This window comes from Klebsiella sp. HC6 (genome assembly GCF_022605325.1).
Classification (GTDB): Bacteria; Pseudomonadota; Gammaproteobacteria; order Enterobacterales; family Enterobacteriaceae; genus Klebsiella; species Klebsiella terrigena.
This window is the reverse complement of sequence record NZ_CP093276.1, coordinates 127677-150730: the sequence shown is the minus strand read 5'-3', so window position 1 is coordinate 150730 and position 23054 is coordinate 127677. Positions and strand designations below refer to the sequence as shown.

General features: G+C 58.4%; 23 protein-coding genes and 1 pseudogene. 15 read left to right on the top strand and 9 right to left on the bottom strand.

Annotated elements, in window-relative coordinates; all coding sequences use genetic code 11:
* Positions 1 to 98: 98 nt before the first annotated feature.
* Both mtlD and mtlR read left to right on the top strand, forming a co-directional pair.
* Positions 99 to 1247, top strand: a complete 1149-nt coding sequence (mtlD, locus tag MMW58_RS00740; RefSeq protein ID WP_133600169.1) for a mannitol-1-phosphate 5-dehydrogenase — start codon at positions 99 to 101, stop codon at positions 1245 to 1247.
* Positions 1244 to 1843: a mannitol operon repressor MtlR gene (mtlR, locus tag MMW58_RS00735; protein ID WP_083708723.1), complete on the top strand. Its 600-nt coding sequence runs from the start codon at positions 1244 to 1246 to the stop codon at positions 1841 to 1843. Before mtlD ends, mtlR begins: the two co-directional genes overlap by 4 nt.
* Here the strand turns inward: mtlR and MMW58_RS00730 are convergent.
* Positions 1832 to 2056: a hypothetical protein gene (locus MMW58_RS00730; RefSeq protein WP_041143194.1), complete on the bottom strand. Its 225-nt coding sequence runs from the start codon at positions 2054 to 2056 to the stop codon at positions 1832 to 1834. The genes mtlR and MMW58_RS00730 overlap by 12 nt on opposite strands.
* 275 nt (positions 2057 to 2331) lie before the next feature.
* Here MMW58_RS00730 and MMW58_RS00725 point away from each other — a divergent pair, with 275 nt between their 5' ends.
* From MMW58_RS00725 to trmL, 5 genes are all read left to right on the top strand, one after another.
* Positions 2332 to 2694, top strand: coding sequence for a YibL family ribosome-associated protein (locus MMW58_RS00725; protein ID WP_133600171.1), 363 nt, complete (start codon positions 2332 to 2334; stop codon positions 2692 to 2694).
* A 280-nt stretch (positions 2695 to 2974) separates the two neighbouring features.
* The gene (gene lldP, locus MMW58_RS00720) at positions 2975 to 4630 is read left to right on the top strand and encodes an L-lactate permease (RefSeq protein WP_041147484.1); all 1656 of its coding nucleotides are present in this window, start codon (positions 2975 to 2977) and stop codon (positions 4628 to 4630) included.
* Complete coding sequence (lldR, locus tag MMW58_RS00715) at positions 4627 to 5400, top strand: transcriptional regulator LldR (protein WP_241722601.1); 774 nt, start codon at positions 4627 to 4629, stop codon at positions 5398 to 5400. The genes lldP and lldR overlap by 4 nt, the downstream gene beginning before the upstream one ends.
* Positions 5400 to 6584, top strand: coding sequence for an FMN-dependent L-lactate dehydrogenase LldD (gene lldD, locus MMW58_RS00710; protein ID WP_076946267.1), 1185 nt, complete (start codon positions 5400 to 5402; stop codon positions 6582 to 6584). Before lldR ends, lldD begins: the two co-directional genes overlap by 1 nt.
* 93 nt (positions 6585 to 6677) lie before the next feature.
* On the top strand, positions 6678 to 7151 hold the full coding sequence (gene trmL, locus MMW58_RS00705) for a tRNA (uridine(34)/cytosine(34)/5-carboxymethylaminomethyluridine(34)-2'-O)-methyltransferase TrmL (protein ID WP_133600172.1): 474 nt from the start codon (positions 6678 to 6680) through the stop codon (positions 7149 to 7151).
* A gap of 71 nt (positions 7152 to 7222) precedes the next feature.
* Here the strand turns inward: trmL and cysE are convergent, their stop codons facing one another.
* The 5 genes from cysE to MMW58_RS00680 all read right to left on the bottom strand — a co-directional run bounded on the left by cysE (position 7223) and on the right by MMW58_RS00680 (position 10459).
* Positions 7223 to 8044 (bottom strand): serine O-acetyltransferase, encoded by an 822-nt coding sequence (cysE, locus tag MMW58_RS00700; RefSeq protein WP_041143199.1) that lies wholly within the window; start codon positions 8042 to 8044, stop codon positions 7223 to 7225.
* Positions 8045 to 8124: 80 nt separating this feature from the next.
* Complete coding sequence (gene gpsA / locus MMW58_RS00695) at positions 8125 to 9141, bottom strand: NAD(P)H-dependent glycerol-3-phosphate dehydrogenase (RefSeq protein WP_159236607.1); 1017 nt, start codon at positions 9139 to 9141, stop codon at positions 8125 to 8127.
* A complete protein-coding gene (gene secB, locus MMW58_RS00690) occupies positions 9141 to 9608 on the bottom strand; it encodes a protein-export chaperone SecB (RefSeq protein ID WP_041143201.1) in 468 nt (155 codons plus the stop codon). Before secB ends, gpsA begins: the two co-directional genes overlap by 1 nt.
* Before the next feature lie 58 nt (positions 9609 to 9666).
* Positions 9667 to 9918 carry a glutaredoxin 3 gene (gene grxC, locus MMW58_RS00685; protein WP_041143202.1) on the bottom strand — a complete coding sequence of 84 codons (252 nt, stop codon included), beginning with the start codon at positions 9916 to 9918 and terminating at the stop codon, positions 9667 to 9669.
* 109 nt (positions 9919 to 10027) lie between these two features.
* Complete coding sequence (locus MMW58_RS00680; protein ID WP_095102677.1) at positions 10028 to 10459, bottom strand: rhodanese-like domain-containing protein; 432 nt, start codon at positions 10457 to 10459, stop codon at positions 10028 to 10030.
* 245 nt (positions 10460 to 10704) lie between these two features.
* On the opposite strand from MMW58_RS00680, the gene gpmM reads away from it, so the two are divergent.
* From gpmM to MMW58_RS00665, 3 genes are read left to right on the top strand one after another with little or no spacing between them, the layout of a single operon-like run.
* Positions 10705 to 12249, top strand: coding sequence for a 2,3-bisphosphoglycerate-independent phosphoglycerate mutase (gpmM, locus tag MMW58_RS00675; RefSeq protein ID WP_241722600.1), 1545 nt, complete (start codon positions 10705 to 10707; stop codon positions 12247 to 12249).
* 9 nt (positions 12250 to 12258) lie between these two features.
* Positions 12259 to 13530: a murein hydrolase activator EnvC gene (gene envC / locus MMW58_RS00670; protein WP_159236609.1), complete on the top strand. Its 1272-nt coding sequence runs from the start codon at positions 12259 to 12261 to the stop codon at positions 13528 to 13530.
* Between the two features lie 3 nt (positions 13531 to 13533).
* A complete protein-coding gene (locus tag MMW58_RS00665; protein WP_123552537.1) occupies positions 13534 to 14481 on the top strand; it encodes a divergent polysaccharide deacetylase family protein in 948 nt (315 codons plus the stop codon).
* Here the strand turns inward: MMW58_RS00665 and MMW58_RS00660 are convergent.
* The 3 genes and pseudogenes from MMW58_RS00660 to kbl all read right to left on the bottom strand — a co-directional run bounded on the left by MMW58_RS00660 (position 14478) and on the right by kbl (position 17699).
* Positions 14478 to 15274 (bottom strand): annotated as a pseudogene (locus tag MMW58_RS00660) (glycosyltransferase family 2 protein). The gene MMW58_RS00665 and the pseudogene MMW58_RS00660 overlap by 4 nt on opposite strands.
* 196 nt (positions 15275 to 15470) lie before the next feature.
* On the bottom strand, positions 15471 to 16496 hold the full coding sequence (tdh, locus tag MMW58_RS00655; RefSeq protein ID WP_041143208.1) for an L-threonine 3-dehydrogenase: 1026 nt from the start codon (positions 16494 to 16496) through the stop codon (positions 15471 to 15473).
* Positions 16497 to 16505: 9 nt separating this feature from the next.
* On the bottom strand, positions 16506 to 17699 hold the full coding sequence (gene kbl / locus MMW58_RS00650) for a glycine C-acetyltransferase (protein WP_123709574.1): 1194 nt from the start codon (positions 17697 to 17699) through the stop codon (positions 16506 to 16508).
* Between the two features lie 213 nt (positions 17700 to 17912).
* Here kbl and rfaD point away from each other — a divergent pair, with 213 nt between their 5' ends.
* The 5 genes from rfaD (at position 17913) to MMW58_RS00625 (ending at position 23050) form a co-directional block, all read left to right on the top strand.
* On the top strand, positions 17913 to 18878 hold the full coding sequence (gene rfaD / locus MMW58_RS00645; protein ID WP_133600177.1) for an ADP-glyceromanno-heptose 6-epimerase: 966 nt from the start codon (positions 17913 to 17915) through the stop codon (positions 18876 to 18878).
* Between the two features lie 83 nt (positions 18879 to 18961).
* Positions 18962 to 20020 carry an ADP-heptose--LPS heptosyltransferase RfaF gene (rfaF, locus tag MMW58_RS00640; protein WP_133600178.1) on the top strand — a complete coding sequence of 353 codons (1059 nt, stop codon included), beginning with the start codon at positions 18962 to 18964 and terminating at the stop codon, positions 20018 to 20020.
* Positions 20021 to 20023: 3 nt separating this feature from the next.
* Positions 20024 to 20995, top strand: coding sequence for a lipopolysaccharide heptosyltransferase RfaC (rfaC, locus tag MMW58_RS00635; protein WP_159236612.1), 972 nt, complete (start codon positions 20024 to 20026; stop codon positions 20993 to 20995).
* Entirely contained in the window at positions 20995 to 21903 is a 909-nt protein-coding gene (locus MMW58_RS00630; protein ID WP_159236613.1) for a sugar glycosyltransferase, read from the top strand. The genes rfaC and MMW58_RS00630 overlap by 1 nt, the downstream gene beginning before the upstream one ends.
* A complete protein-coding gene (locus MMW58_RS00625; RefSeq protein WP_241722599.1) occupies positions 21881 to 23050 on the top strand; it encodes an O-antigen ligase family protein in 1170 nt (389 codons plus the stop codon). Before MMW58_RS00630 ends, MMW58_RS00625 begins: the two co-directional genes overlap by 23 nt.
* The last annotated feature ends 4 nt before the right edge of the window (positions 23051 to 23054 follow it).

Here is a 23054-nt window from a genome sequence, read left to right as displayed (position 1 = left end):
GACTGGCCTCTCTCCGCATGCCGGAGAGAGGGTTAGGGTGAGGGAAAAAGCCTCACCCCAGCCCTCTCAGGTAAAAACATTAATTGAAGGTTAATACTATGAAAGCATTACATTTTGGCGCAGGTAATATCGGCCGTGGCTTTATCGGTAAACTGCTGGCCGACGCGGGGATCACCTTAACATTTGCCGATGTGAATCAGGTCGTTCTGGATGCCCTTAACGCCCGTCATAGCTATCAGGTTCACGTGGTCGGCGAAAATGAGCAGGTGGATACCGTATCCGGCGTCGACGCCGTGAGCAGCATCGGCGATGAGGTCGTTGAGCTGATTGCCAGCGTTGACCTGGTCACCACCGCCGTCGGCCCGGTCGTGCTGGAGCGCATCGCCCCGGCCATTGCTAAAGGGCTGGTAAAGCGTAAGGCGCAGGGGATTGAAGCCCCGCTGAACATCATTGCCTGTGAAAATATGGTGCGCGGAACCACCCAGCTGAAGGGCCACGTCTTTAACGCGCTGGCTGAAGAAGACAAAGCCTGGGTTGAAGCCCACGTCGGCTTCGTCGATTCCGCCGTTGACCGTATTGTGCCGCCGTCCGCGTCCGCGACCCACGATCCGCTGGAAGTCACCGTGGAGACCTTCAGCGAATGGATTGTCGATAAAACCCAGTTTAAGGGCGCTCTGCCCGCCATTCCGGGCATGGAGTTAACCGACAACCTGATGGCATTTGTCGAGCGTAAGCTATTCACCTTAAACACCGGACATGCTATAACCGCCTACCTCGGAAAACTGGCGGGTCACCAGACGATTCGCGACGCGATCCTCGATGAGAAAATTCGCGCCGTCGTCAAAGGGGCCATGGAAGAGAGCGGCGCGGTACTGATCAAACGCTACGGCTTTGATGCCCAGAAGCACGCCGCCTATATCCAGAAGATTCTTGGTCGTTTCGAGAACCCGTATTTGAAAGATGACGTTGAGCGCGTTGGCCGCCAGCCGCTGCGTAAACTCAGCGCGGGCGACCGCCTGATTAAGCCGCTGCTCGGCACGCTGGAATACGCTCTGCCGCACCGAAACCTGGTGCAGGGGATCGCCGCTGCGATGCACTTCCGCTGTGCTGAAGACCCGCAGGCGCAGGAGCTGGCAGCGCTGATTGCTGAGAAAGGCCCTCAGGCTGCGCTGGCACAGATTTCCGGTCTGGATGCCGCAAGCGACGTGGTGCTGGAGGCCGTTAACGACTATAACGCCATCAAATGAGGCACGAACAGGCGCGGCACGAACCGCGCCCACTACTACTCCTGTCAGATATGCAGGCAATAATGGAAGAAACACAGGCATTTGAAAACCGCGTGCTTGAGCGTCTGAATGCTGGCAAAACCGTACGAAGCTTCCTGATCGCCGCCGTCGAGCTACTCACTGAGGCGGTTAATATCCTGGTGCTTCAGGTATTCCGCAAAGATGATTACGCGGTGAAATACGCAGTGGAACCGTTGCTGGACGGCGACGGGCCGCTGGGCGACCTTTCCGTACGCCTGAAGCTGATTTACGGCCTTGGGGTGATTAGTCGCGCCGAATACGAAGACGCCGAGCTGCTTATGGCCCTGCGCGAAGAGCTCAACCACGACGGCAACGAGTACGGTTTTACCGACGACGAGATCCTCGGGCCTTTTGGTGAACTGCACTGCGTCAGCGCGCTGCCGCCTCTGCCGCTGTTTGATGAGAGCGATGAGGAACTGCTGGCAATGCAGAAGCTGCGCTACCAGCAGGTTGTACGCTCAACGATGATGCTGTCTCTGACCGAGCTGATTTCGAGAATCAGCTTAAAAAAAGCTTTTCAGAAACTAACGCTCTGACTCCCGCTCATGCTCATCGCAGGTTGGCCGATACAGCTGCCTGTAATACTCCAGACGACTGAGAAACAGCGCCTCTTTATTTTGCGGAATATCGCGCGGCACGTGCTGCAAGCGCGGGCATTTCTTCAGATACTCCATAAAAGCCTGGCTTGAAGCCATAAAATCAACCGTCTTATCGATAATATGCGGTACGCCGTCGCCAATTTTCGCCATTATGCCCTCCTCTTCTTAAGGATACTCATATTAAGAATTAGCTAAAAAAAGGGTCGAGGTTAAGGAAAACGTGCTTATGTTTCGTCGAGCTTCACAGAATCGAAACTCAGCGCTATTTTATTAATAATACTTTTATTATTCAAGTGATTAGAATTTACTTTGCAGGATACTTCGCGGGGAAAATCCGCGGGATTTCGATAAATAACTACCCACAACAGCCCTCACAGCCCATACTATATGGCGTCGAACCCCCTTTATTAATAGATTAAATCACCATGAATGAAGTCGAAAAGAATGAAATCAAGCGTTTGAGCGACCGTCTCGACGCCATCCGTCATCAGCAGGCCGATATGTCGCTGGTTGAAGCTGCGGACAAATACGCCGAGCTGGACAAAGAAAAAGAGACCATTGAAGCGGAAATCATGCGCCTGCGCGACGTTCAGGGCCAGAAGCTGAGCAAAGAAGCGCAGAAGCTCATGAGCCTGCCGCACCGCCGCGCGATCACCAAAAAAGAGCAGGCCGATATGGGCAAGCTGAAAAAAAGCGTGCGCGGCCTGGTTATCGTTCACCCGATGACCGCGCTGGGTCGCGAAATGAAGCTCACGGAAATGACCGGCTTCTCTAAAATCGCCTTCTGATCCCCCTTCCCTCTCCGCCCGGAGAGGGGATTTTCCATTCTCAAGACGCGTCCTCTTGACTCCGCCCCGATTGGCCCAACCAATTATTTCTTAAACCGTCAAATAGTTCACATATCCATCATTTTTCGTCACAACCATATTGCTCATTAATAACATTTGGTTAACCATTCGTTGTCGCTAACCCTACAACCCCCTATTGGCTGGGCCAATTTTACAAACGATGTGACCTGCAAGGAGCGCAGACTCAGCACAGCATCGTGGTGGCCCGATGGAGACCTGCATGAGCATCTGGCAACAAAATTACGATCCGGCCGGTAATATCTGGCTCTCAAGCTTTATCGCATCGCTACCGATTCTGTTTTTCTTTTTTGCCCTGATAAAGCTCAAGCTCAAAGGGTACGTTGCCGCCACCTGGACCGTCGCGATTGCGCTGTCGGTGGCGCTGCTGTTCTATAAAATGCCGGTCGATCGCGCGCTGACCTCGGTGGTCTACGGCTTCTTCTACGGCCTGTGGCCCATCGCCTGGATTATTATTGCCGCCGTATTCGTCTACAAAATTTCGGTGAAGACCGGGCAGTTCGAGATTATCCGCTCGTCCATTCTCTCCATTACCCCCGACCAGCGCCTGCAGATGCTGATCGTCGGCTTCTCCTTCGGCGCCTTCCTTGAAGGGGCGGCGGGCTTTGGTGCTCCGGTGGCGATTACCGCCGCGCTGCTGGTGGGCCTCGGCTTTAACCCTCTGTACGCCGCCGGCCTGTGCCTGATCGTTAACACCGCGCCGGTCGCTTTCGGGGCGATGGGGATCCCCATTCTGGTCGCCGGCCAGGTCACCGGGATCGACAGCTTCGCCATCGGCCAGATGGTCGGACGCCAGCTGCCGTTCCTGACGATCATCGTGCTGTTCTGGATTATGGCGATTATGGACGGCTGGCGCGGCGTCAAAGAGACCTGGCCTGCGGTCATGGTCGCCGGCGGCTCCTTTGCGATTGCGCAATACCTTAGCTCAAACTTCCTTGGCCCGGAGCTGCCGGATATCATCTCCTCGCTGGTGTCGCTGGTCTGTCTGACCCTGTTCCTCAAGCGCTGGCAGCCGGTGCGCATCTTCCGCTTTGGCGATATGGGCGCCGCGCAGGTCGATCAAACCCTCGCCCGGACGCACTACACCGCCGGACAGATCGTTCGCGCCTGGTCGCCGTTCCTGTTCCTGACCGCTACCGTCACGCTGTGGAGCATCCCGCCGTTTAAGGCCCTGTTTGCGCCGGGCGGCGCGATGTACGACTTCGTAATCAATATCTCCGTGCCGTTCCTCGATAAGATGGTCGCCCGCATGCCGCCGGTGGTCAGCGCCGCGACGCCTTACGCCGCGGTGTATAAATTCGACTGGCTGTCGGCGACCGGTACCGCCATTCTGTTCGCGGCGATACTTTCCGTGGTCTGGCTGCGCATGAAGCCGAAAGACGCGCTGATCACCTTTGGCAGCACGCTCAAGGAGCTGGCGCTGCCGATTTACTCCATCGGCATGGTTCTGGCGTTCGCGTTTATCTCCAACTACTCTGGGCTGTCGTCAACGCTGGCTCTCGCTCTGGCGCATACCGGCCACGCGTTTACCTTCTTCTCGCCGTTCCTCGGCTGGCTGGGGGTGTTCCTGACCGGTTCAGATACCTCGTCGAACGCGCTGTTCGCCGCGCTGCAGGCCACCGCGGCCCAGCAAATTGGCGTCTCCGATATCCTGTTGGTTGCCGCCAACACCACCGGCGGAGTCACCGGGAAGATGATCTCCCCGCAGTCCATCGCCATCGCCTGTGCGGCGGTAGGCCTGGTGGGCAGGGAGTCCGACCTGTTCCGCTTTACCGTCAAACATAGCCTGATCTTTACCTGTATGGTCGGCGTCATCACCACGCTGCAGGCCTACGTCTTAACCTGGATGATCCCGTGATAGTGATGCCAAAGCGCCTCGCCGACGACGTCGCCCAGCGCGTGCGGGAGCTGATTGAAGAACAAAACCTCGAGGCGGGCATGCGACTGCCCGCCGAAAGGCAGCTGGCCGCCCAGCTCGGCGTGTCGCGTAACTCGCTGCGCGAGGCGCTGGCGATGCTGGTGAACGAAGGGCTCCTGCTGAGCCGGCGCGGCGGCGGAACCTTTGTCCGCTGGCAGCACGAGGCGTGGTCGGAACAGAATATCGTGCAGCCGCTGAAAACGCTGCTCGCCGACGACCCCGACTACAGTTTTGATATTCTCGAAGCCCGCCACGCCATTGAGGCCAGCACCGCCTGGCATGCCGCGATGCGGGCAACCGATACCGAAAAAGAGAAAATCCGCCTGTGCTTTGAAGCCACCCAGAGCGAAGATCCGGATCTGGCCTCCCAGGCCGACGTCCGCTTCCACCTGGCGATTGCCGAGGCGTCGCACAACGTGGTGCTGCTGCAAACCATGCGCGGCTTTTTCGACCTTCTGCAGTCCTCGGTCAAGGAGAGCCGCCAGCGGATGTACCTTGTGCCGCCGGTTTTCGCCCGCCTGACCGAGCAGCATCAGGCCGTGATGGACGCGATTTTTGCCTCCGACGCCGAGGGCGCGCGGCAGGCGATGATGGCCCATTTGGGCTTCGTTCACGCCACGATTAAACATTTTGATGAAGACCAGGCCCGCCAGGCGCGCATTACCCGCCTGCCCGGTGACCACAATGAAAATTCCAGGGAGAACTCGTGATGATTATTTCAGCCGCCAGCGACTACCGCGCCGCCGCCCAGCGGATCCTGCCGCCGTTCCTGTTCCACTATATCGACGGCGGTGCCTACGCCGAGCACACGCTGCGCCGCAACGTTGAGGACCTCTCCGACGTGGCCCTGCGCCAGCGGGTGCTGAAAAATATGTCGGACCTGAGCCTGGAAACCACGCTGTTCAAAGAGAAGCTCTCCATGCCGGTGGCGCTGGCGCCGGTCGGGCTGTGCGGAATGTATGCCCGTCGCGGCGAAGTGCAGGCGGCGGGCGCGGCGGATGATAAAGGCATTCCGTTTACCCTCTCCACGGTTTCCGTATGCCCGATTGAAGAGGTCGCCCCGACCATCAAGCGCCCGATGTGGTTCCAGCTGTACGTCCTGCGCGACCGCGGCTTTATGCGCAATGCGCTGGAGCGCGCCAAGGCTGCGGGCTGTTCAACTCTGGTCTTTACCGTTGATATGCCGACGCCGGGCGCCCGCTATCGCGACGCCCACTCCGGAATGAGCGGCCCGAATGCGGCGATGCGCCGCTACTGGCAGGCGATGACCCACCCGCAGTGGGCGTGGGACGTTGGCCTTAACGGCCGCCCGCATGACCTCGGCAATATTTCCGCCTATCTCGGCAAGCCGACCGGCCTTGAGGATTATATCGGCTGGCTGGCCAACAACTTCGATCCGTCTATTTCCTGGAAAGACCTGGAGTGGATCCGCGAATTCTGGGACGGCCCGATGGTGATCAAGGGGATCCTCGATCCGCAGGATGCGCGCGATGCGGTGCGCTTCGGCGCCGACGGGATCGTGGTTTCTAACCACGGTGGCCGCCAGCTCGACGGCGTTCTCTCCTCCGCCCGCGCGCTGCCCGCCATCGCCGACGCGGTGAAGGGCGATATCGCTATTCTTGCCGACAGCGGGATTCGCAACGGCCTCGACGTGGTGCGGATGATTGCGCTGGGCGCCGACAGCGTGCTGCTCGGCCGCGCCTATCTGTACGCCCTGGCGACGCACGGCAGGCAGGGGGTCGCGAACTTGCTGAACCTGATTGAGAAAGAGATGAAGGTGGCGATGACCCTGACCGGAACCAAAACCATCGGCGAAATCAGCCGCGACTCGCTGGTGCAAAACGCCGAAGCGCTGCAGACCTTCAGCGCGCTTAAGCCGGGTAACGCCGCGTAATCCGCCCGCCCGGCGCTCTCCCGCAGGGATGAGGGCCGGGGAAATATCTGCTATTCTGCCCCCGCCATCAAGAGCCTAATGAGACAGGGCAGCATGCTGAACATTGTACTATTCGAACCAGAGATCCCGCCGAACACCGGCAATATTATCCGCCTGTGCGCCAACACCGGCTTTAGCCTGCATATCATCGAGCCAATGGGCTTCGCCTGGGACGATAAGCGTCTGCGCCGGGCCGGGCTGGATTACCACGAGTTTACCGCCGTTCAGCGACATCGCGACTATGCGGCTTTTGTCGCAAGCGCCAGCCCACAGCGCCTGTTTGCGCTGACCACCAAAGGCACGCCCGCCCACAGCGCGGTGAGCTATCAGGACGGTGATTTTTTGCTGTTTGGCCCGGAAACCCGCGGTCTGCCGGCCAGCATTCTTGACGCCCTGCCGCCGCAGCAGAAAATCCGTATTCCGATGATGCCGGACAGCCGCAGCATGAACCTGTCAAACGCGGTGTCGGTGGTGGTGTATGAGGCCTGGCGCCAGCTGGGGTATCCGGGCGCGGTGCTGCGTAGCTAAGCCTGGCCATTCCCGGACTGCGGCGCGCTGCGCTTTATCCGGGTTAAGTAGCCAGTCCGCAATGCTCGACGCTAGATCCCGTCGCCGTACTCAAACGTATGGTGGATGCCGTTAAAGTGCTGATCCATATCCATCGCCGGCTTATCGCTCTCCGGCTTGCCGACGATGCGTGCCGGAACGCCGGCGGCGGTGGTATGCGGCGGAACGGGCTGCAGCACCACGGAACCGGCGCCGATTTTGGCCCCGCGTCCCACTTCGATATTGCCGAGGATCTTGGCTCCGGCGCCAATCATCACGCCTTCGCGGATTTTCGGATGGCGATCGCCGCTGGTTTTACCGGTACCGCCGAGGGTGACGGATTGCAGAATGGAGACGTCGTTCTCGATCACCGCCGTTTCGCCAACCACAATGCCGGTGGCGTGGTCGAGCATGATCCCACGGCCAATATTCGCCGCCGGGTGGATATCGACCTGGAAGGAGACGGAAACCTGGTTTTGCAGGAAAATGGCCAGCGCACGCCGGCCCTGATTCCACAGCCAGTGCCCGATGCGGTAGGCCTGCAGCGCGTGAAATCCTTTGAGGTACAGCAGCGGCGTGGAGTATTTATCGACCGCCGGGTCGCGGGTACGCACGGCCTGAATATCACAGGCGGCGGCGGCGATCATTTCCGGGTCGGCGGCATAGGCCTCTTCCACCACTTCACGAATCGCGATGGCGGGCATAATCGGCGAGGCCAGCTTGTTAGCCAGCATATAGCTCAGGGCGCTGCCGAGGTTTTCGTGCTTAAGCAGCGTGGCGTGGTAGAAACTGGCAAGCATCGGCTCACAGTCAGCTAAAGCCCGGGCTTCGGCTTTAATATTATTCCAGACGATATCCAGTTCTTCACACGGCATTGCTGACTCCAGGCGATAGCAAAATGACCGGCCAGTTCTATGCTGACCGGGTCATCGAGGTGACAAAGGTTCCTTTAAGGCTAATTGCTGCGCTCGTCCTTGCGTGCGCGACCTAATAGGGTCAATGCTGCCTCGCGCGCAATTTTTCCGCAATACAATACCTGATAAATTTCCTCGGTTATTGGCATTTCGACACCTAAACGCTGTGCCAGAACGCGAACTTCCTTGGTATTGCGGTAGCCTTCAACCACCTGACCAATCTTATCCTGCGCGCTTTGTACATCCATGCCCTCACCGAGCATCATGCCGAAGCGGCGGTTACGCGACTGGTTGTCGGTACAGGTCAGGACCAAATCGCCCAGACCCGCCATCCCCATAAAGGTTTCCGGATCGGCGCCCAGCGCCGCGCCCAGGCGAGACATCTCGACCAGACCACGGGTAATCAGCGCGGTACGCGCATTGGCGCCAAAGCCGATACCGTCGGACATCCCGGCGCCAATGGCGATAACGTTTTTCACCGCGCCGCCAAGCTGGACGCCAATAAAGTCCGGATTGATATAGACGCGGAAACTTTTACCGCAGTGCAGCAGATGCTGGAGATCGTCGGCAAACTGCGGATCCGTCGCGGCCAGGGAGATGGCCGTCGGCAGCCCTGCGGCCAGCTCTTTCGCAAAGGTCGGGCCGGAGATCACCGCCAGCGGAATATCTTCCCCCAGCGCTTCCCGCGCCACGTCCTGCAGCAGGCGGCCGGTTTCAGCTTCGAGACCTTTGGTCGCCCACACCAGGCGCGCGTCGGAACGCATCAGCGGCTTAATCTGGCGCAGAACCTGACCAAAGACGTGGCTCGGAACGACAACCAGAATATCGCGGCTGGCGGCCAGGGCGGTCGACAGGTCGCTCTCCAGATGCAGCGTATCGGGGAAGGGAACGTCGGGAAGAAAAGCGGCGTTGCAGCGATCGTTTTGCAGCGTCGCGATGTGCTTAGGGTCATGGCCCCAGAGCACAACGCGATGGCCATTTCTTGCCAGGGTGATAGCAAGAGCGGTGCCGTAAGAGCCGGCACCGATCACAGTCATTGCAGCATTAAGTTCGTTCATCAGGCATCCTGATGCTGTTCGGCACCTTCGCCAGCCTGCTGCTGCAGATAGTTCATAAACAGCGCATCGAAGTTCACTGGCGCAAGGTTCAGTTGCGGGAAAGTACCGCGAGAAACCAGGCTGGTGATGCACTCACGCGCATACGGGAACAGGATGTTCGGGCAGTATGCACCGAGGCAATGCGCCATCTGGTTGCCGTCAATGCCTTCGATGGAGAAGATGCCGCCCTGCTGTACTTCGCACAGGAATGCGGTTTCTTCGCCCAGCGCGGCGGTTACGGTCACACGCAGCACCACTTCATAGACGCCTTCAGCCAGCTGGCTGGAAGCGGTATCCAGATCAAGTTTAACCTCTGGCTGCCAGTCTTTCTGGAAAACTTGCGGAGCATTCGGCGCTTCGAAGGAGATATCCTTGGTATAAATACGCTGGATCTGGAAAGTCATTTCGGTGCTGTTTTGTTCTGACATAGTAAAACCCTTTCGTGTTGTCCTTAAATACGCCTACCCGGCCTGGGTGGACGCAAAATTAGCGCAGCAGGGGATCAAGTCCACCACGTGAATCAAGCGCATACAAGTCGTCACAGCCGCCAATGTGCTGTTCATCAATAAAAATCTGCGGAACCGTCGTCCGACCGCTGCGTTGGATCATCTCTTCGCGCTTCGTCGCGTTGCCATCGATCGGCAGCTCGTTGAACGTTACGCCTTTGCTGTTCAGCAGCGCTTTAGCACGCACGCAGAACGGGCAGGTCGCTTTGGTATAGATATCAATATTGGCCATGACTTCACTCCTGTTTTTACCCTGAGGATTTTAGGCCGCAGGCAAGGCGCTTCCCCAGCGGATAGCCGCAAGGAGGGAACCCTGCTACGTCATAAAGGCGTGGGGTAAATTATTTGCCGCGTACCAGCGGAAGGTTTTCACCACTCCAGCCGGCAATGCCTTCTTTCAGTACAAAGACCTTCTCGAATCCGGCTTTATTCAGCGCGCTCGCAGGCTCTTGCGCCTGCATACCGGAACCGTCTACCACTATAATGGGTTGTGCTTTGTGCTTTTCCAACTCACCCACGTTATTTGCCTTGATATCGCTCGGCAGCAGGTTGAGAGAACCAGCAATGTGGCCTTTACGGAAATCGTCACGCTGACGCAGGTCGACCACCACCGCATCTTCTTTGTTGATCAGACGCGTCGCTTCACCACGGGTAATGACTTTAATTTTCGACGTCAGCCCTTTAAAGGTGGTGAACAGCACCGCACCCAGCAGCGCGATCCACGCGATGCTCAGGACGGGGTGACGGCCGACGAATTGCATAATTTCTTGCATGGGGGGTTACAACTCCCGACTAAGTGATAAAAAAACCAGGCAAGGAGTATACCTGTGCATTGCGGCAAATACAGCCAGTGAGCGTGATGTAATGCATTTTCTGCGGCACGCCGCGAAAAAAATTCCCCCTTGCCGCTCCCCTGCGGCCTGGCCGCTCCCTTTCTTTGATCTTTAACGGTGATTTGATCGATTCAGCTGTAGTAAAATTACGCAAATTTTCTGTCTTTGAGCATGAGGTTGTCGCAATGTCGGTTTCTAAAAAACCTATGGTACTGGTCATTCTGGATGGCTATGGCTACCGTGAAGAGCAGCAGGATAACGCTATTTATAGCGCAAAAACCCCCGTTATGGACGCGCTGTGGTCGAAACGTCCTCATCTGCTGATTGATGCTTCAGGCCTCGAAGTGGGCCTGCCGGATCGCCAGATGGGCAACTCCGAAGTGGGCCACGTTAACCTTGGCGCCGGTCGTATCGTTTACCAGGACCTGACCCGTCTCGATGTTGAAATCAAAGAGCGGACGTTCTTTGCTAACCCGGTACTGACCGCGGCGGTAGACAAAGCGGTTGCCGCAGGTAAAGCGGTACACATCATGGGCCTGATGTCTCCTGGCGGCGTTCACAGCCACGAAGACCACATCATGGCGATGGTTGAACTGGCAGCAGAGCGCGGCGCGGAAAAAATCTACCTGCACGCGTTCCTCGACGGCCGCGATACTCCGCCGCGCAGCGCGGAAAGCACGCTGGCGAAGTTCGAAGACAAATTTGCCGCCCTCGGTAAAGGCCGCGTGGCCTCGATTATCGGTCGCTACTACGCCATGGATCGCGACAACCGCTGGGATCGCGTGGAGCAGGCGTATAACCTGATGACCCTGGCGCAGGGCGAGTTCCAGGCCGATACTGCCGTTGCGGGTCTGCAGGCCGCCTACGCCCGTGATGAAAACGACGAATTCGTCAAAGCCACCGTGATTCGCGCCGCGGGCCAGGCCGATGCGGCAATGGAAGACGGCGACGCGCTGATTTTCATGAACTTCCGCGCCGACCGCGCCCGTGAAATCACCCGCGCCTTCGTGAACGCCGATTTCGACGGCTTTGCGCGTAAAAAAGCGGTTAACCTTGATTTCGTCATGCTGACCGAATACGCCGCGGATATCAAAGTCGCCTGCGCCTACCCGCCGGCTTCGCTCGCGAACACCTTCGGCGAGTGGATGGCGAAAAACGATAAAACGCAGCTGCGTATCTCCGAAACGGAAAAATACGCGCACGTCACCTTCTTCTTTAACGGCGGCGTCGAAGAGCCGTTTAAAGGCGAAGAGCGTATTTTGATCAACTCTCCGAAAGTCGCGACCTACGATCTGCAGCCGGAAATGAGCTCTGCCGAGCTGACTGAAAAACTGGTTGCGGCCATCAAAGGCGGCGAGTACGACACCATTATCTGCAACTATCCAAACGGCGATATGGTCGGCCACACCGGGGTCATGGAAGCGGCGATTAAAGCCGTTGAAACGCTGGATAACTGTGTCGATCAGGTGGTTAACGCAGTCGAAGCCGTCGGCGGCCAGCTGCTGATCACCGCCGATCACGGCAACGCTGAGCAGATGCGCGATCCCTCCACCGGACAGGCCCACACGGCCCACACCAACCTGCCGGTACCGCTGATCTACGTCGGTGATAAAACCGTGAAAGCGGCCGCAGATGGCAAACTTTCCGATATCGCGCCGACCATGCTGTCGCTGATGGGAATGGAAATCCCGCAAGAGATGACTGGCAAGCCGCTGTTCATCGTGGAATAATCCTTCCCCATGAGGGGAAAGGCGACTTATTCAAATACATGGATCGCAACCACGGTGCGATCCGTTCTTTACGCCAGCGCGTTCAGCGCTGGCGTATTGCTGTGCGCCGTACCTGCCCACGCGGACGATCGCGATCAGCTAAAATCCATTCAGGCCGATATTGCCGCTAAACAGCGTGCGATACAGCAGCAGCAGCAGCAGCGCTCTTCCCTGCTCGCTCAGCTAAAGACCCAGGAAGAAGCGATCTCCGCCGCCGCCCGCAAGCTGCGTGAAACCCAGGCCACCCTGACCCAGCTGAACAAGCAGATTGACGAGATGAACGCCTCTATCGCCAAACTGGAGCGCCAGCGCGCCTCACAGGAGCGCAACCTCTCCGCCCAGCTGGACGCCGCGTTTCGTCAGGGGCCGCACACCGGCATGCAGATGATCCTCAGCGGCGAGGAAGGCCAGCGCAACCAGCGTATTCAGGCCTACTACGGCTATCTCAACCAGGCCCGCCAGGAGACCATCGCGCAGCTGAAGCAAACGCGTGAAGAGGTCACCGCGCAAAAGGCCGAGCTGGAAGAGAAACAGAGCCAGCAGCAAACGCTGGTCTACGAGCAGCGCGCGCAGCAGGCTAAGCTTGAGCAGGCGCGTAACGAGCGTAAAAAGACGCTTTCAGGCCTCGAATCCTCCATTCAGCAGGGGCAACAGCAGCTGGGCGAAATGCGGGCCAACGAATCGCGTCTGCGCGGTCGCGTTGCCCAGGCAGAAGCGGCGGCTAAGGCTCGCGCGGAGCGCGAAGCCCGCGAGGCGCAGGCGGTTCGCGATCGCCAGCAGGATGCATCCCGCAAAGGCACCACCTACAAACCATCGGAAAGCGAACGTTCGCTGATGTCCCGTACCGGCGGACTGGGTTCGCCGCGCGGCCAGGCCTACTGGCCGGTTCGCGGCACGCTGCTTCACCGCTATGGCGAACAGCTGCAAGGTGAACTACGTTGGAAGGGGATGGTTATCGCCGCGTCTGAAGGCACCGAGGTCAAAGCGATAGCCGATGGCCGGGTGATCCTCGCCGACTGGCTGCAGGGCTACGGCCTGGTGGTGGTCGTTGAGCACGGTAAAGGCGATATGAGCCTCTACGGCTATAATCAAAGCGCGCTGGTCAGCGTCGGGACTCAGGTCCGCGCAGGCCAGGCGATTGCCCTCGTCGGCAGCAGCGGCGGTCAAGGCCGTCCGTCGCTCTATTTCGAAATTCGTCGCCAGGGTCAGGCGGTCAATCCACAGCCGTGGTTGGGAAGATAAGTTTTGCTTCAATTTCGCAGAATTGCACTCGCGGTAGCCGGTACGCTGGCTTTCGCAGCGCCAGCTTTTGCTGGCAAACTCTCCATTGTTATTGACGACTTTGGCTATCGTCCACAGACGGAAAATCAGGTGCTGGCGCTGCCGGCCACCGTCTCCGTCGCCGTGTTACCCAATGCCCCGCACGCCCGTGAAATGGCGACCAAAGCGCACGGCCTCGGCCACGAGGTGCTCATTCACCTGCCGATGGCGCCGCTCAGCAAACAGCCGCTGGAAAAAGACACCCTGCGCCCGGATATGAGCAGCGCGGAGATCGAGCGCATCATCCGTGAAGCCTACGGCAAAGTGCCGTACGCCGTGGGGCTGAACAACCACATGGGCAGCGCGATGACCTCCAGCCTGTTCGGTATGCAGAAGGTGATGCAGGCGCTGGAACGCTACAATCTCTACTTCCTCGACAGCGTGACCATCGGCAATAGCCAGGCGATGCGTGCCGCGCAGGGTACCGGGGTGAAGGTGATTAAGCGCAAGGTGTTCCTCGACGATACGCAGAATGAAGCGGATATCCGCGTTCAGTTCAACCGGGCCATCGCCCTGGCGCGGCGTAACGGTTCGGCGATTGCTATCGGCCATCCGCATCCCACCACGGTGCGCGTGCTGCAGCAGATGGTCTATAGCCTGCCGTCGGACATTACCCTCGTGCGCCCGAGCAGCCTGCTCAACGAGCCGCAGGTGGATACCTCCACGCCAAATACCGCGCCGCCGTCGCAGACCGTGCCGCCAACGAAGCCGCGTAATCCGTTCCGCGGCGTGAAGTACTGCAAGCCGAAGCATCCGCCTGAACCGGTGTACGCCAGCCGGTTCTTTAGCATCCTCAGCGAAAGCATTAGCCAGAGCGCGCTGGTGCAGTATTACCAGCTGAAGTGGCAGGGCTGGGATACGCCGACGAACTAGAGGGATCGGGAACCCGGGCGCTTTTCCGCCGCGGGCTCCCGTTTATCCCCCCCGGCATACCAGGCTTTAAAATATTTCAGGAAGCTGTAGAAGGTGGCGTACAGTCCGGTCACCAGCCCCACCTTTCCGCTACGCCACGCCCCGCTGAACAGATACCACTTAAAAAACGCACCAATCGCGCTGATAGCGGCGCGGCTCAGCGACGGCCTGATCTTCTGGTACTTCACCAGCCGGGTGGTATAGCTATTGAGCTATGAAAGACTTCATGCAGCGAGTAGAAGGTATCGTGACGCACGCGGCCGGACAGCCTGATTGAGCGGCTGTGGCCGACGACGCGATCGTCCACCGGGCGATCGTTAAAGGCCGCCACGGTGCGGTTGAACAAGCGGACCGGGTAATCAGGCGATGAAACGGGGTAAATGGTTCTGACCGCCTCCCCCAGCACGTACCAGTAGCGCGGCAGGCGCCACGCGCAGGTCGGATCGATCTCCGGCCCGGCTTTGAGCCTCAGAATGGCGGCAACAACTTCGCTATCGAGGATTTCGTCACTGTCCATACACAGCACCCAGTCGTGGCTGGCCAGCGCCGTGGCATAGTTCATCTGCGCGCCGTGGGCGGTATAGGCGTGATGATGAACCTGCAATCCGAACTGCCGGCAGATGTCCAGCGTCGCATCCGTGCTGCCTGAATCAACGACAATACACTCGTCCGCCACGTTTAATAGCGGGGGCAAAACCTCCCGCAGCAGGCGGGCGGAATCACAGGTCAGCAGGCATACGGTGAGTTTAGGCATAGTGTTTATAAGGTTAAGCGGTAATTAAACAAAATGTATAAACGAACGGGCCGAAAATCGATTTAGAAATAGTGCTTTTACGATGAAGTACGCTTGAAATGTTATCCAAATCTAAATAAAAAAAGCGCCCGCAGGCGCTCAGAATATGCGTTAGCAAAACGAGTATCGGTCTGCTAACGCGGCGGACAACGGACCTTTAATCCCAGCTCAGAATCACTTTACCCGACTGGCCGGAGCGCATCGCGTCAAAGCCCTGCTGGAAATCATCAATGCCGAAGCGGTGGGTGATGATCGGCGACAGGTCTAAACCAGACTGGATCAGCGCCGCCATCTTGTACCAGGTTTCAAACATTTCGCGGCCGTAAATCCCTTTGATGAACAGTCCCTTAAAGATGACTTTGGTCCAGTCGATGGACATATCGGATGGCGGAATACCGAGCATCGCAATACGGCCACCGTGGTTCATGGTGTCCAGCATGGTGCGAAACGCCGGCGGCGCGCCGGACATCTCCAGACCCACGTCAAACCCTTCGGTCATGCCCAGCTCGGCCATCACGTCGGCAAGGCTCTCCTGCGCAACGTTAACCGCGCGGGTCACGCCCATCTTGCGCGCCAGGCCCAGACGGTACTCGTTGACGTCGGTGATCACCACGTTGCGTGCGCCGACGTGCTTAGCGACCGCCGCCGCCATGATGCCAATCGGGCCGGCGCCGGAAACCAGCACATCTTCGCCGACGAGGTCGAAGGAGAGCGCGGTGTGGACGGCGTTGCCAAAGGGGTCAAAAATCGACGCCAGATCGTCAGAAATGTTGTCCGGAATTTTGAAGGCATTGAAGGCCGGGATCACCAGATATTCGGCAAAACAGCCGGGGCGGTTAACGCCAACCCCAATGGTGTTGCGGCACAGGTGAGTACGCCCGGCGCGACAGTTGCGACAGTGGCCGCAGGTAATATGACCTTCGCCGGAAACGCGATCGCCCAGCTTAAAGCCGCGAACTTCCTGACCGATACCCACCACTTCACCGACGTATTCGTGCCCTACCACCATCGGCACCGGGATGGTCTTCTGCGACCATTCGTCCCAGTTATAGATGTGTACGTCGGTACCGCAAATTGCGGTCTTACGGATTTTAATCAGCAGATCGTTGTGGCCGACTTCCGGTTCCGGTACGTCGGTCATCCAGATGCCTTCTTCCGCTTTCAGTTTGGATAACGCTTTCATCTCACACCCTCAGGCAATGACGCCCAGTTGTTTGCCGATGCGGGTAAAGGCTTCCACCGCACGTTCAATTTGTTCAGGGGTATGCGCCGCAGACATCTGGGTGCGAATACGCGCCTGGCCTTTTGGTACCACCGGATAGAAGAATCCGGTGACGTAAATACCTTCTTTCTGCAGCTCGCGGGCAAAATTCTGCGCCACGGTCGCTTCGCCGAGCATCACCGGGATAATGGCGTGATCGGCGCCCGCCAGGGTAAAGCCCGCGGCGGTCATTTTTTCGCGGAACAGGCGCGCGTTGGACCACAGGCGGTCGCGCAGCTCGCCGCCGGACTCCACCATCTCCAGCACTTTGATGGAGGCGGCAACGATCGCCGGGGCCAGCGAGTTGGAGAACAGATACGGGCGCGAGCGCTGGCGCAGCCACTCGACCACCTCTTTGCGCGCCGCGGTATAGCCGCCGGACGCGCCGCCCAGCGCCTTACCGAGGGTACCGGTAATGATATCCACCCGGCCCATCACCTCGCAGTACTCGTGGGAGCCGCGGCCGTTTTCACCGACAAAGCCGACGGCGTGGGAGTCGTCGACCATGACCAGCGCGTCGTATTTATCCGCGAGGTCGCAGACGCCTTTCAGGTTGGCAATCACGCCGTCCATGGAGAACACGCCGTCGGTGGCGATCAGCACATGCCGCGCGCCGGCCTCACGCGCCTCTTTCAGCCGCGCTTCCAGCTCCTGCATGTCGTTGTTGGCGTAGCGGAAGCGCTTCGCTTTACACAGGCGCACGCCGTCGATGATCGACGCGTGGTTCAGGGCATCGGAGATAATGGCGTCCTCCGCGCCCAGCAGGGTTTCGAACAGGCCGCCGTTGGCGTCAAAGCAGGAGGAGTAGAGAATCGCATCTTCCATGCCGAGGAACCCGGCCAGCTTCTTCTCAAGCGCTTTATGGCTGTCCTGGGTCCCGCAAATAAAGCGCACGGAGGCCATGCCGAAGCCGTGACTGTCCATACCGGCTTTCGCCGCGGCAATCAGCTCCGGATGGTTGGCGAGGCCGAGATAGTTATTGGCGCAGAAGTTAATCACGCTGTTGCCGCCGACGGTGATATCCGCCTGCTGCGCCGATGTGATAATGCGTTCTTCTTTAAACAGCCCCTCCGCGCGAGCTGTATCCAGGCTATTGGTTAACTGTTGATAAAAATCACCACGCATTGCAACTCTCCAGATTCGGCAAAATTTGGCACATATTACCCAAAGCTATACGCTGATACGAGATGATGCATGCCTGAATGAATTATTTGCAGCATAAATCACGCTCGCCCGGCACCTTTTTTGCGAAGGGCTGAAGCCTTTCTCATGTGGTGATATGATAGAAGCATTCATGTCCGGATTATCTCTGGACTCCATACTTCAAAGGTTACTGTTATGATCATCGTTACCGGCGGCGCAGGGTTTATCGGCAGCAATATCGTCAAAGCCCTGAATGACAAAGGCATTACCGACATTTTGGTCGTAGATAATCTGAAAGATGGCACCAAGTTTGTGAACCTGGTTGACCTGAACATCGCGGATTACATGGATAAAGAAGACTTCCTGATCCAGGTTATGGCGGGCGAAGAGTTCGGCGACGAAATTGAAGCGGTGTTCCATGAAGGCGCCTGCTCCTCCACCACGGAGTGGGACGGCAAGTACATGATGGACAACAACTATCAGTACTCCAAAGAGCTGCTTCACTACTGCCTGGAGCGCGAGATCCCGTTCCTGTACGCCTCTTCCGCCGCCACCTACGGCGGCCGTACCAGCAACTTTATCGAATCCCGCGAATACGAGCAGCCGCTCAACGTCTACGGCTACTCCAAGTTCCTGTTTGACGAATACGTACGCCAGATCCTGCCGGAAGTTGACTCGCAGATCGTCGGCTTCCGCTATTTCAACGTCTACGGGCCGCGCGAAGGCCATAAAGGCAGCATGGCAAGCGTGGCGTTCCACCTTAATACCCAGCTGAATAATGGCGAAAGTCCGAAACTGTTCGAAGGCAGCGATAGCTTCAAGCGCGACTTCGTCTACGTCGGCGACGTGGCGGCGGTCAACCTGTGGTTCTGGGAAAACGGCGCGTCCGGTATTTTCAACCTCGGCACCGGCCGGGCAGAATCCTTCCAGGCGGTAGCCGACGCCACCCTGGCGTACCACCAGAAGGGCAGCATCGAATACATCCCGTTCCCGGACAAGCTGAAGGGCCGCTACCAGGCATTTACCCAGGCAGACCTCACTAACCTGCGCGCGGCGGGTTATGACAAACCGTTCAGGACCGTCGCCGAAGGCGTAACGGAATATATGGCCTGGCTCAACCGCGACAGCGATACAAATTCACAAAATCATTCGGGCAGCTAAGTGAATCTCCGGGAGCTGACAACAGCAAGTGACCGGAGTGAACGCAGGTAGCCAACGCAGAGACCGTTTGAAGGATAAAGTGAATGAAAATACTGGTGATTGGCCCGTCATGGGTGGGCGACATGATGATGTCGCAAAGCCTCTATCGCACGCTCAAGGCGCGCTATCCCCAGGCAATCATCGACGTGATGGCGCCCGCGTGGTGCCGTCCGCTGCTGTCACGGATGCCGGAAGTCAACGAGGCGATTCCCATGCCGCTCGGCCACGGCGCGCTGGAGATCGGCGAACGGCGCAAGCTTGGGCACAGCCTGCGCGAGCGCCGCTACGATCGCGCCTACGTGCTGCCAAACTCGTTTAAATCGGCGCTGGTTCCCTTCTTCGCCAACATCCCGCACCGCACCGGCTGGCGCGGTGAGATGCGCTACGGCCTGCTGAACGACGCCAGAACGCTGGATAAAGACGCGTGGCCGCTGATGGTTGAGCGCTACGTAGCCTTAGCCTACGACAAAGGCGTGATGCGCGGCGCGAAAGATCTGCCGCAGCCGCTGCTCTGGCCGCAGCTGCTGGTGCATGAAGGGGAGAAATCGCAGGTCTGCAACGCCTTCAGTATTTCTGCCCATCGCCCCATTATTGGCTTCTGCCCCGGGGCCGAGTTCGGTCCAGCCAAGCGCTGGCCGCACTACCACTACGCCGAACTGGCCAAACGGCTGATCGATGAAGGCTATCAGGTGCTGCTTTTCGGTTCGGCCAAGGACCATGAAGCGGGCAACGATATTCTGGCCGCTCTCAGCACCCAGCAGCAGGCATGGTGCCGTAACCTGGCCGGTGAAACCCAGCTTGAACAGGCGGTGGTGCTGATTGCCGCCTGCACAGCGGTTGTCAGCAACGACTCCGGCCTGATGCACGTTGCCGCCGCGCTCAACCGCCCGCTGGTCGCGCTGTATGGCCCAAGCAGCCCCGACTTTACGCCGCCGCTGTCGCATAAGGCGCGGACGATCCGCCTGATAAGCGGCTACCATAAGGTGCGTAAAGGAGATGCGGCAGAAGGGTATCATCAGAGCCTGATCGATATTACGCCGCAGCGCGTCCTGGAGGAGCTGAATCAGCTGCTGCAGAACGAAACCGAAAAAGAGGAAGCGTAGCGGATGCGGGTACTGATCGTTAAAACCTCGTCCATGGGCGACGTCCTGCACTCGCTGCCCGCGCTGACCGACGCCGCGCAGGCCTTCCCCGGGATTCGCTTCGACTGGGTGGTCGAGGAGGGCTTCGCCCAGATCCCCTCCTGGCACCAAAGCGTTGACCGCGTGATTCCGGTGGCCATTCGCCGCTGGCGCAAGGCCTGGTTTTCCGCACCGGTTAAGGCCGAGCGTCAAGCCTTTCGCCAGGCGCTGCGGGCGGAGAAGTACGACGCTATCATTGACGCCCAGGGGCTGGTGAAAAGCGCGGCGCTGGTGACCCGGCTGGCGCACGGCGTGAAGCACGGCATGGACTGGCAGACGGCCCGCGAGCCGCTGGCAAGCCTGTTCTATAACCGCCGCCACCACATTGCTAAGCAGCAGCACGCCGTTGAGCGCACCCGCGAGCTGTTTGCCAAAAGCCTCGGCTACGCCAGGCCAGAATCCCAGGGCGACTACGCGATTGCCCGCCACTTTCTGCGCCAGGAAGAGGCCGGTGCCGCGCCCTATCTGGTCTTCCTCCACGCCACCACCCGCGATGATAAGCACTGGCCGGAAGAGAACTGGCGGGCGCTTATCGCGCTGCTCGCCGATAGCGGCCTGCGGATTAAGCTGCCGTGGGGCGCCCCGCACGAAGAGGCGCGGGCCAAACGGCTGGCGCAGGGACATGATTTTGTCGAGGTGCTGCCGCGCATGAGCCTGGAGCAGGTCGCTCAGATTCTGGCCGGCGCCCGCGGCGTGGTTTCCGTCGACACCGGCCTGAGTCATTTAACCGCCGCGCTCGATAAGCCGAATTTTACCCTCTACGGCCCGACCGATCCGGGCCTTATCGGCGGCTATGGGCAAAACCAGTACGTCGTGCGTCCGGAAAACGGCAGCAGCACGGGGGATATTAGCGCCTCACGGGTTCTGCAGCTGTTGACCTCCCAGGGAGTGGCCTGATGGGCTCCTTGTTTAAGCAAATCTATCGCTACACGCATCCTCGTGCCTTTCGCCATAATGAAAATCTGTGGCCGTGGGCAAAGATAACCCGCGCGCCCGGCGGTGAAATCCGCAGCCTGCAGTACAAAGGAAAAACGGTCCCGCTGGTCGATCTCAGCGAGATGAAGGACAGCATGCGCGGCGAAGTGCTGCTGACCGCAACCGGCCCTTCAACCCGCAGCATCGATTTTTCGCTGCTGCCGAAAAGCATTCCGGTTATGGGGGTTAACGGCGCGTGGCACCTCTCTGACAGGATTAAATTTTCTATCTATACCATCGTCGATATGGAATTTTACGATAGAAAACCGGAGATTATTCGCGCCGTCATCAGCCAGCCCGATCTGGTGCTCTTTACCACCCTGCACGGTATCGCAAAAATCCTCGACCGCCACGGCGAAGCGCTGCGCTGCCGTTTGGCGTTAATTGAAGATGCCTGTTATAAAATTTATCACCCTAAAGTCGCGAAAAACCAGGTTCGTCAGGCCTGGCAAGCGGTCGAGGCGATACGCTTTCACCCTCAGCGCGAGGATATTTGCTTTAGTACCGATATCCGGCACGGCATTTTTGATGCCGGAACCGTTGTCTACTGGGCGCTACAAATTCTGATGTGGTTGGGGTTCAAAACGATTCTAATAAGCGGACTGGATATGACTCATTTCAACCAGCCGCGATTCTACGAAACGGATCGGGATAAACTCCCTTCCTGGCTGGAAAATAAGGTGGATGACCTGGTCATGCCGTCCTTTTCGCACGCTGCTAACGTGCTGCAACAAAACCATATCCGGGTCGTCAACTTCTCCTTAGAAAGCGCGGTTCCGGAAACGATTTTCGAAAAGGTTTCTTTTGATGAGTACTTTAAAAATCAGTAACTACGCCAGGCAGGGTTACACCGTTGTCTTTCCTTTGTTTCTGTTTTTCAGCGCAATTTTTTGTATATCGACCCGAACAAACAACCTTCTTCATCTCTCTATTTTGCTGTTTCTGCTGTCGCTGCTTAATAAAGACCATCGCCAGCAGCTGGCGGACCAAACGCGCCAGCAGTGGTCGGTTTATGCGCTGCTGCTGATATTCTTCGTCTACTATGCGCTGAGCAACATTTGGGGCCAGACGCCGCAGCATATCGACTCACCCCTGACCCACGGGACGTATTTGCTGTTCTATCTGCTGCTGCTGACGACCCTGCTCGGCTCCCCGCAGACCCGACGCCTGGCGCTGATGAGCGTGGTTGCCGGCATCACGGTCATTTCCATCTGGACCATGATCATCGACCATACCCTGGTCCTGACCGAACGCGCGGTGTCGCCGGGCAACCCCGGGCCGACCAACGTTATCGACCTCGCGGGCTATTGCGGCGTCGGCATTCTCATCTGCGCCATGCTGCTCAAAGAAAAAGGCAGCCACCTCCTGTACGTGCCGATGGCCATCATGCTGGTCATGATGGTTCTGACCCAAAGCCGGGGCCCGATTATCGCCCTGCTGGTGGCCTTTTTCTGCACCCTGCACCTGCATGTCTTTACGCGCCGCAACGTGCTGATCGTCGCTGCACTAGCGGTAATTTTAGGCCTGCTTTTCTTCTTCACGCCGGTGGGTGACCTGCTGCTGGCGCGCTTTGAAGAGCTCGGGACGCAGAGCGGGCTGCGCATCAGCATCTGGCGCCACACCCTCGAAGAGGTCTCCAGCCAGCCATGGTTGGGACGCGGTTTTGACTACGACCTCGACTTTACGAACTACAGCGGCGAGCATATCACCACCACCCATAGCGTCTATCTCGGCTCGCTGCTGAAAGGCGGCATTATTGGCCTGATGCTGCTGCTTGCGGTCATTGCCGGCGGGTTGTGCCGGGCGTGGAGTAAACGGCGGGAGGATAGCCGCTACGGGCTGGCGATTTTCGGCTACGCGCTGATTTTTATGGCCTCACAGGGGATGTTTATCATCAGCAATCCCCGGGAAACCTGGCCCCTGTTCTGGCTGCCGCTGGGCATTGCGCTGAGCAGCAGCCTGAAGGTAAAGCGCTAAAAAA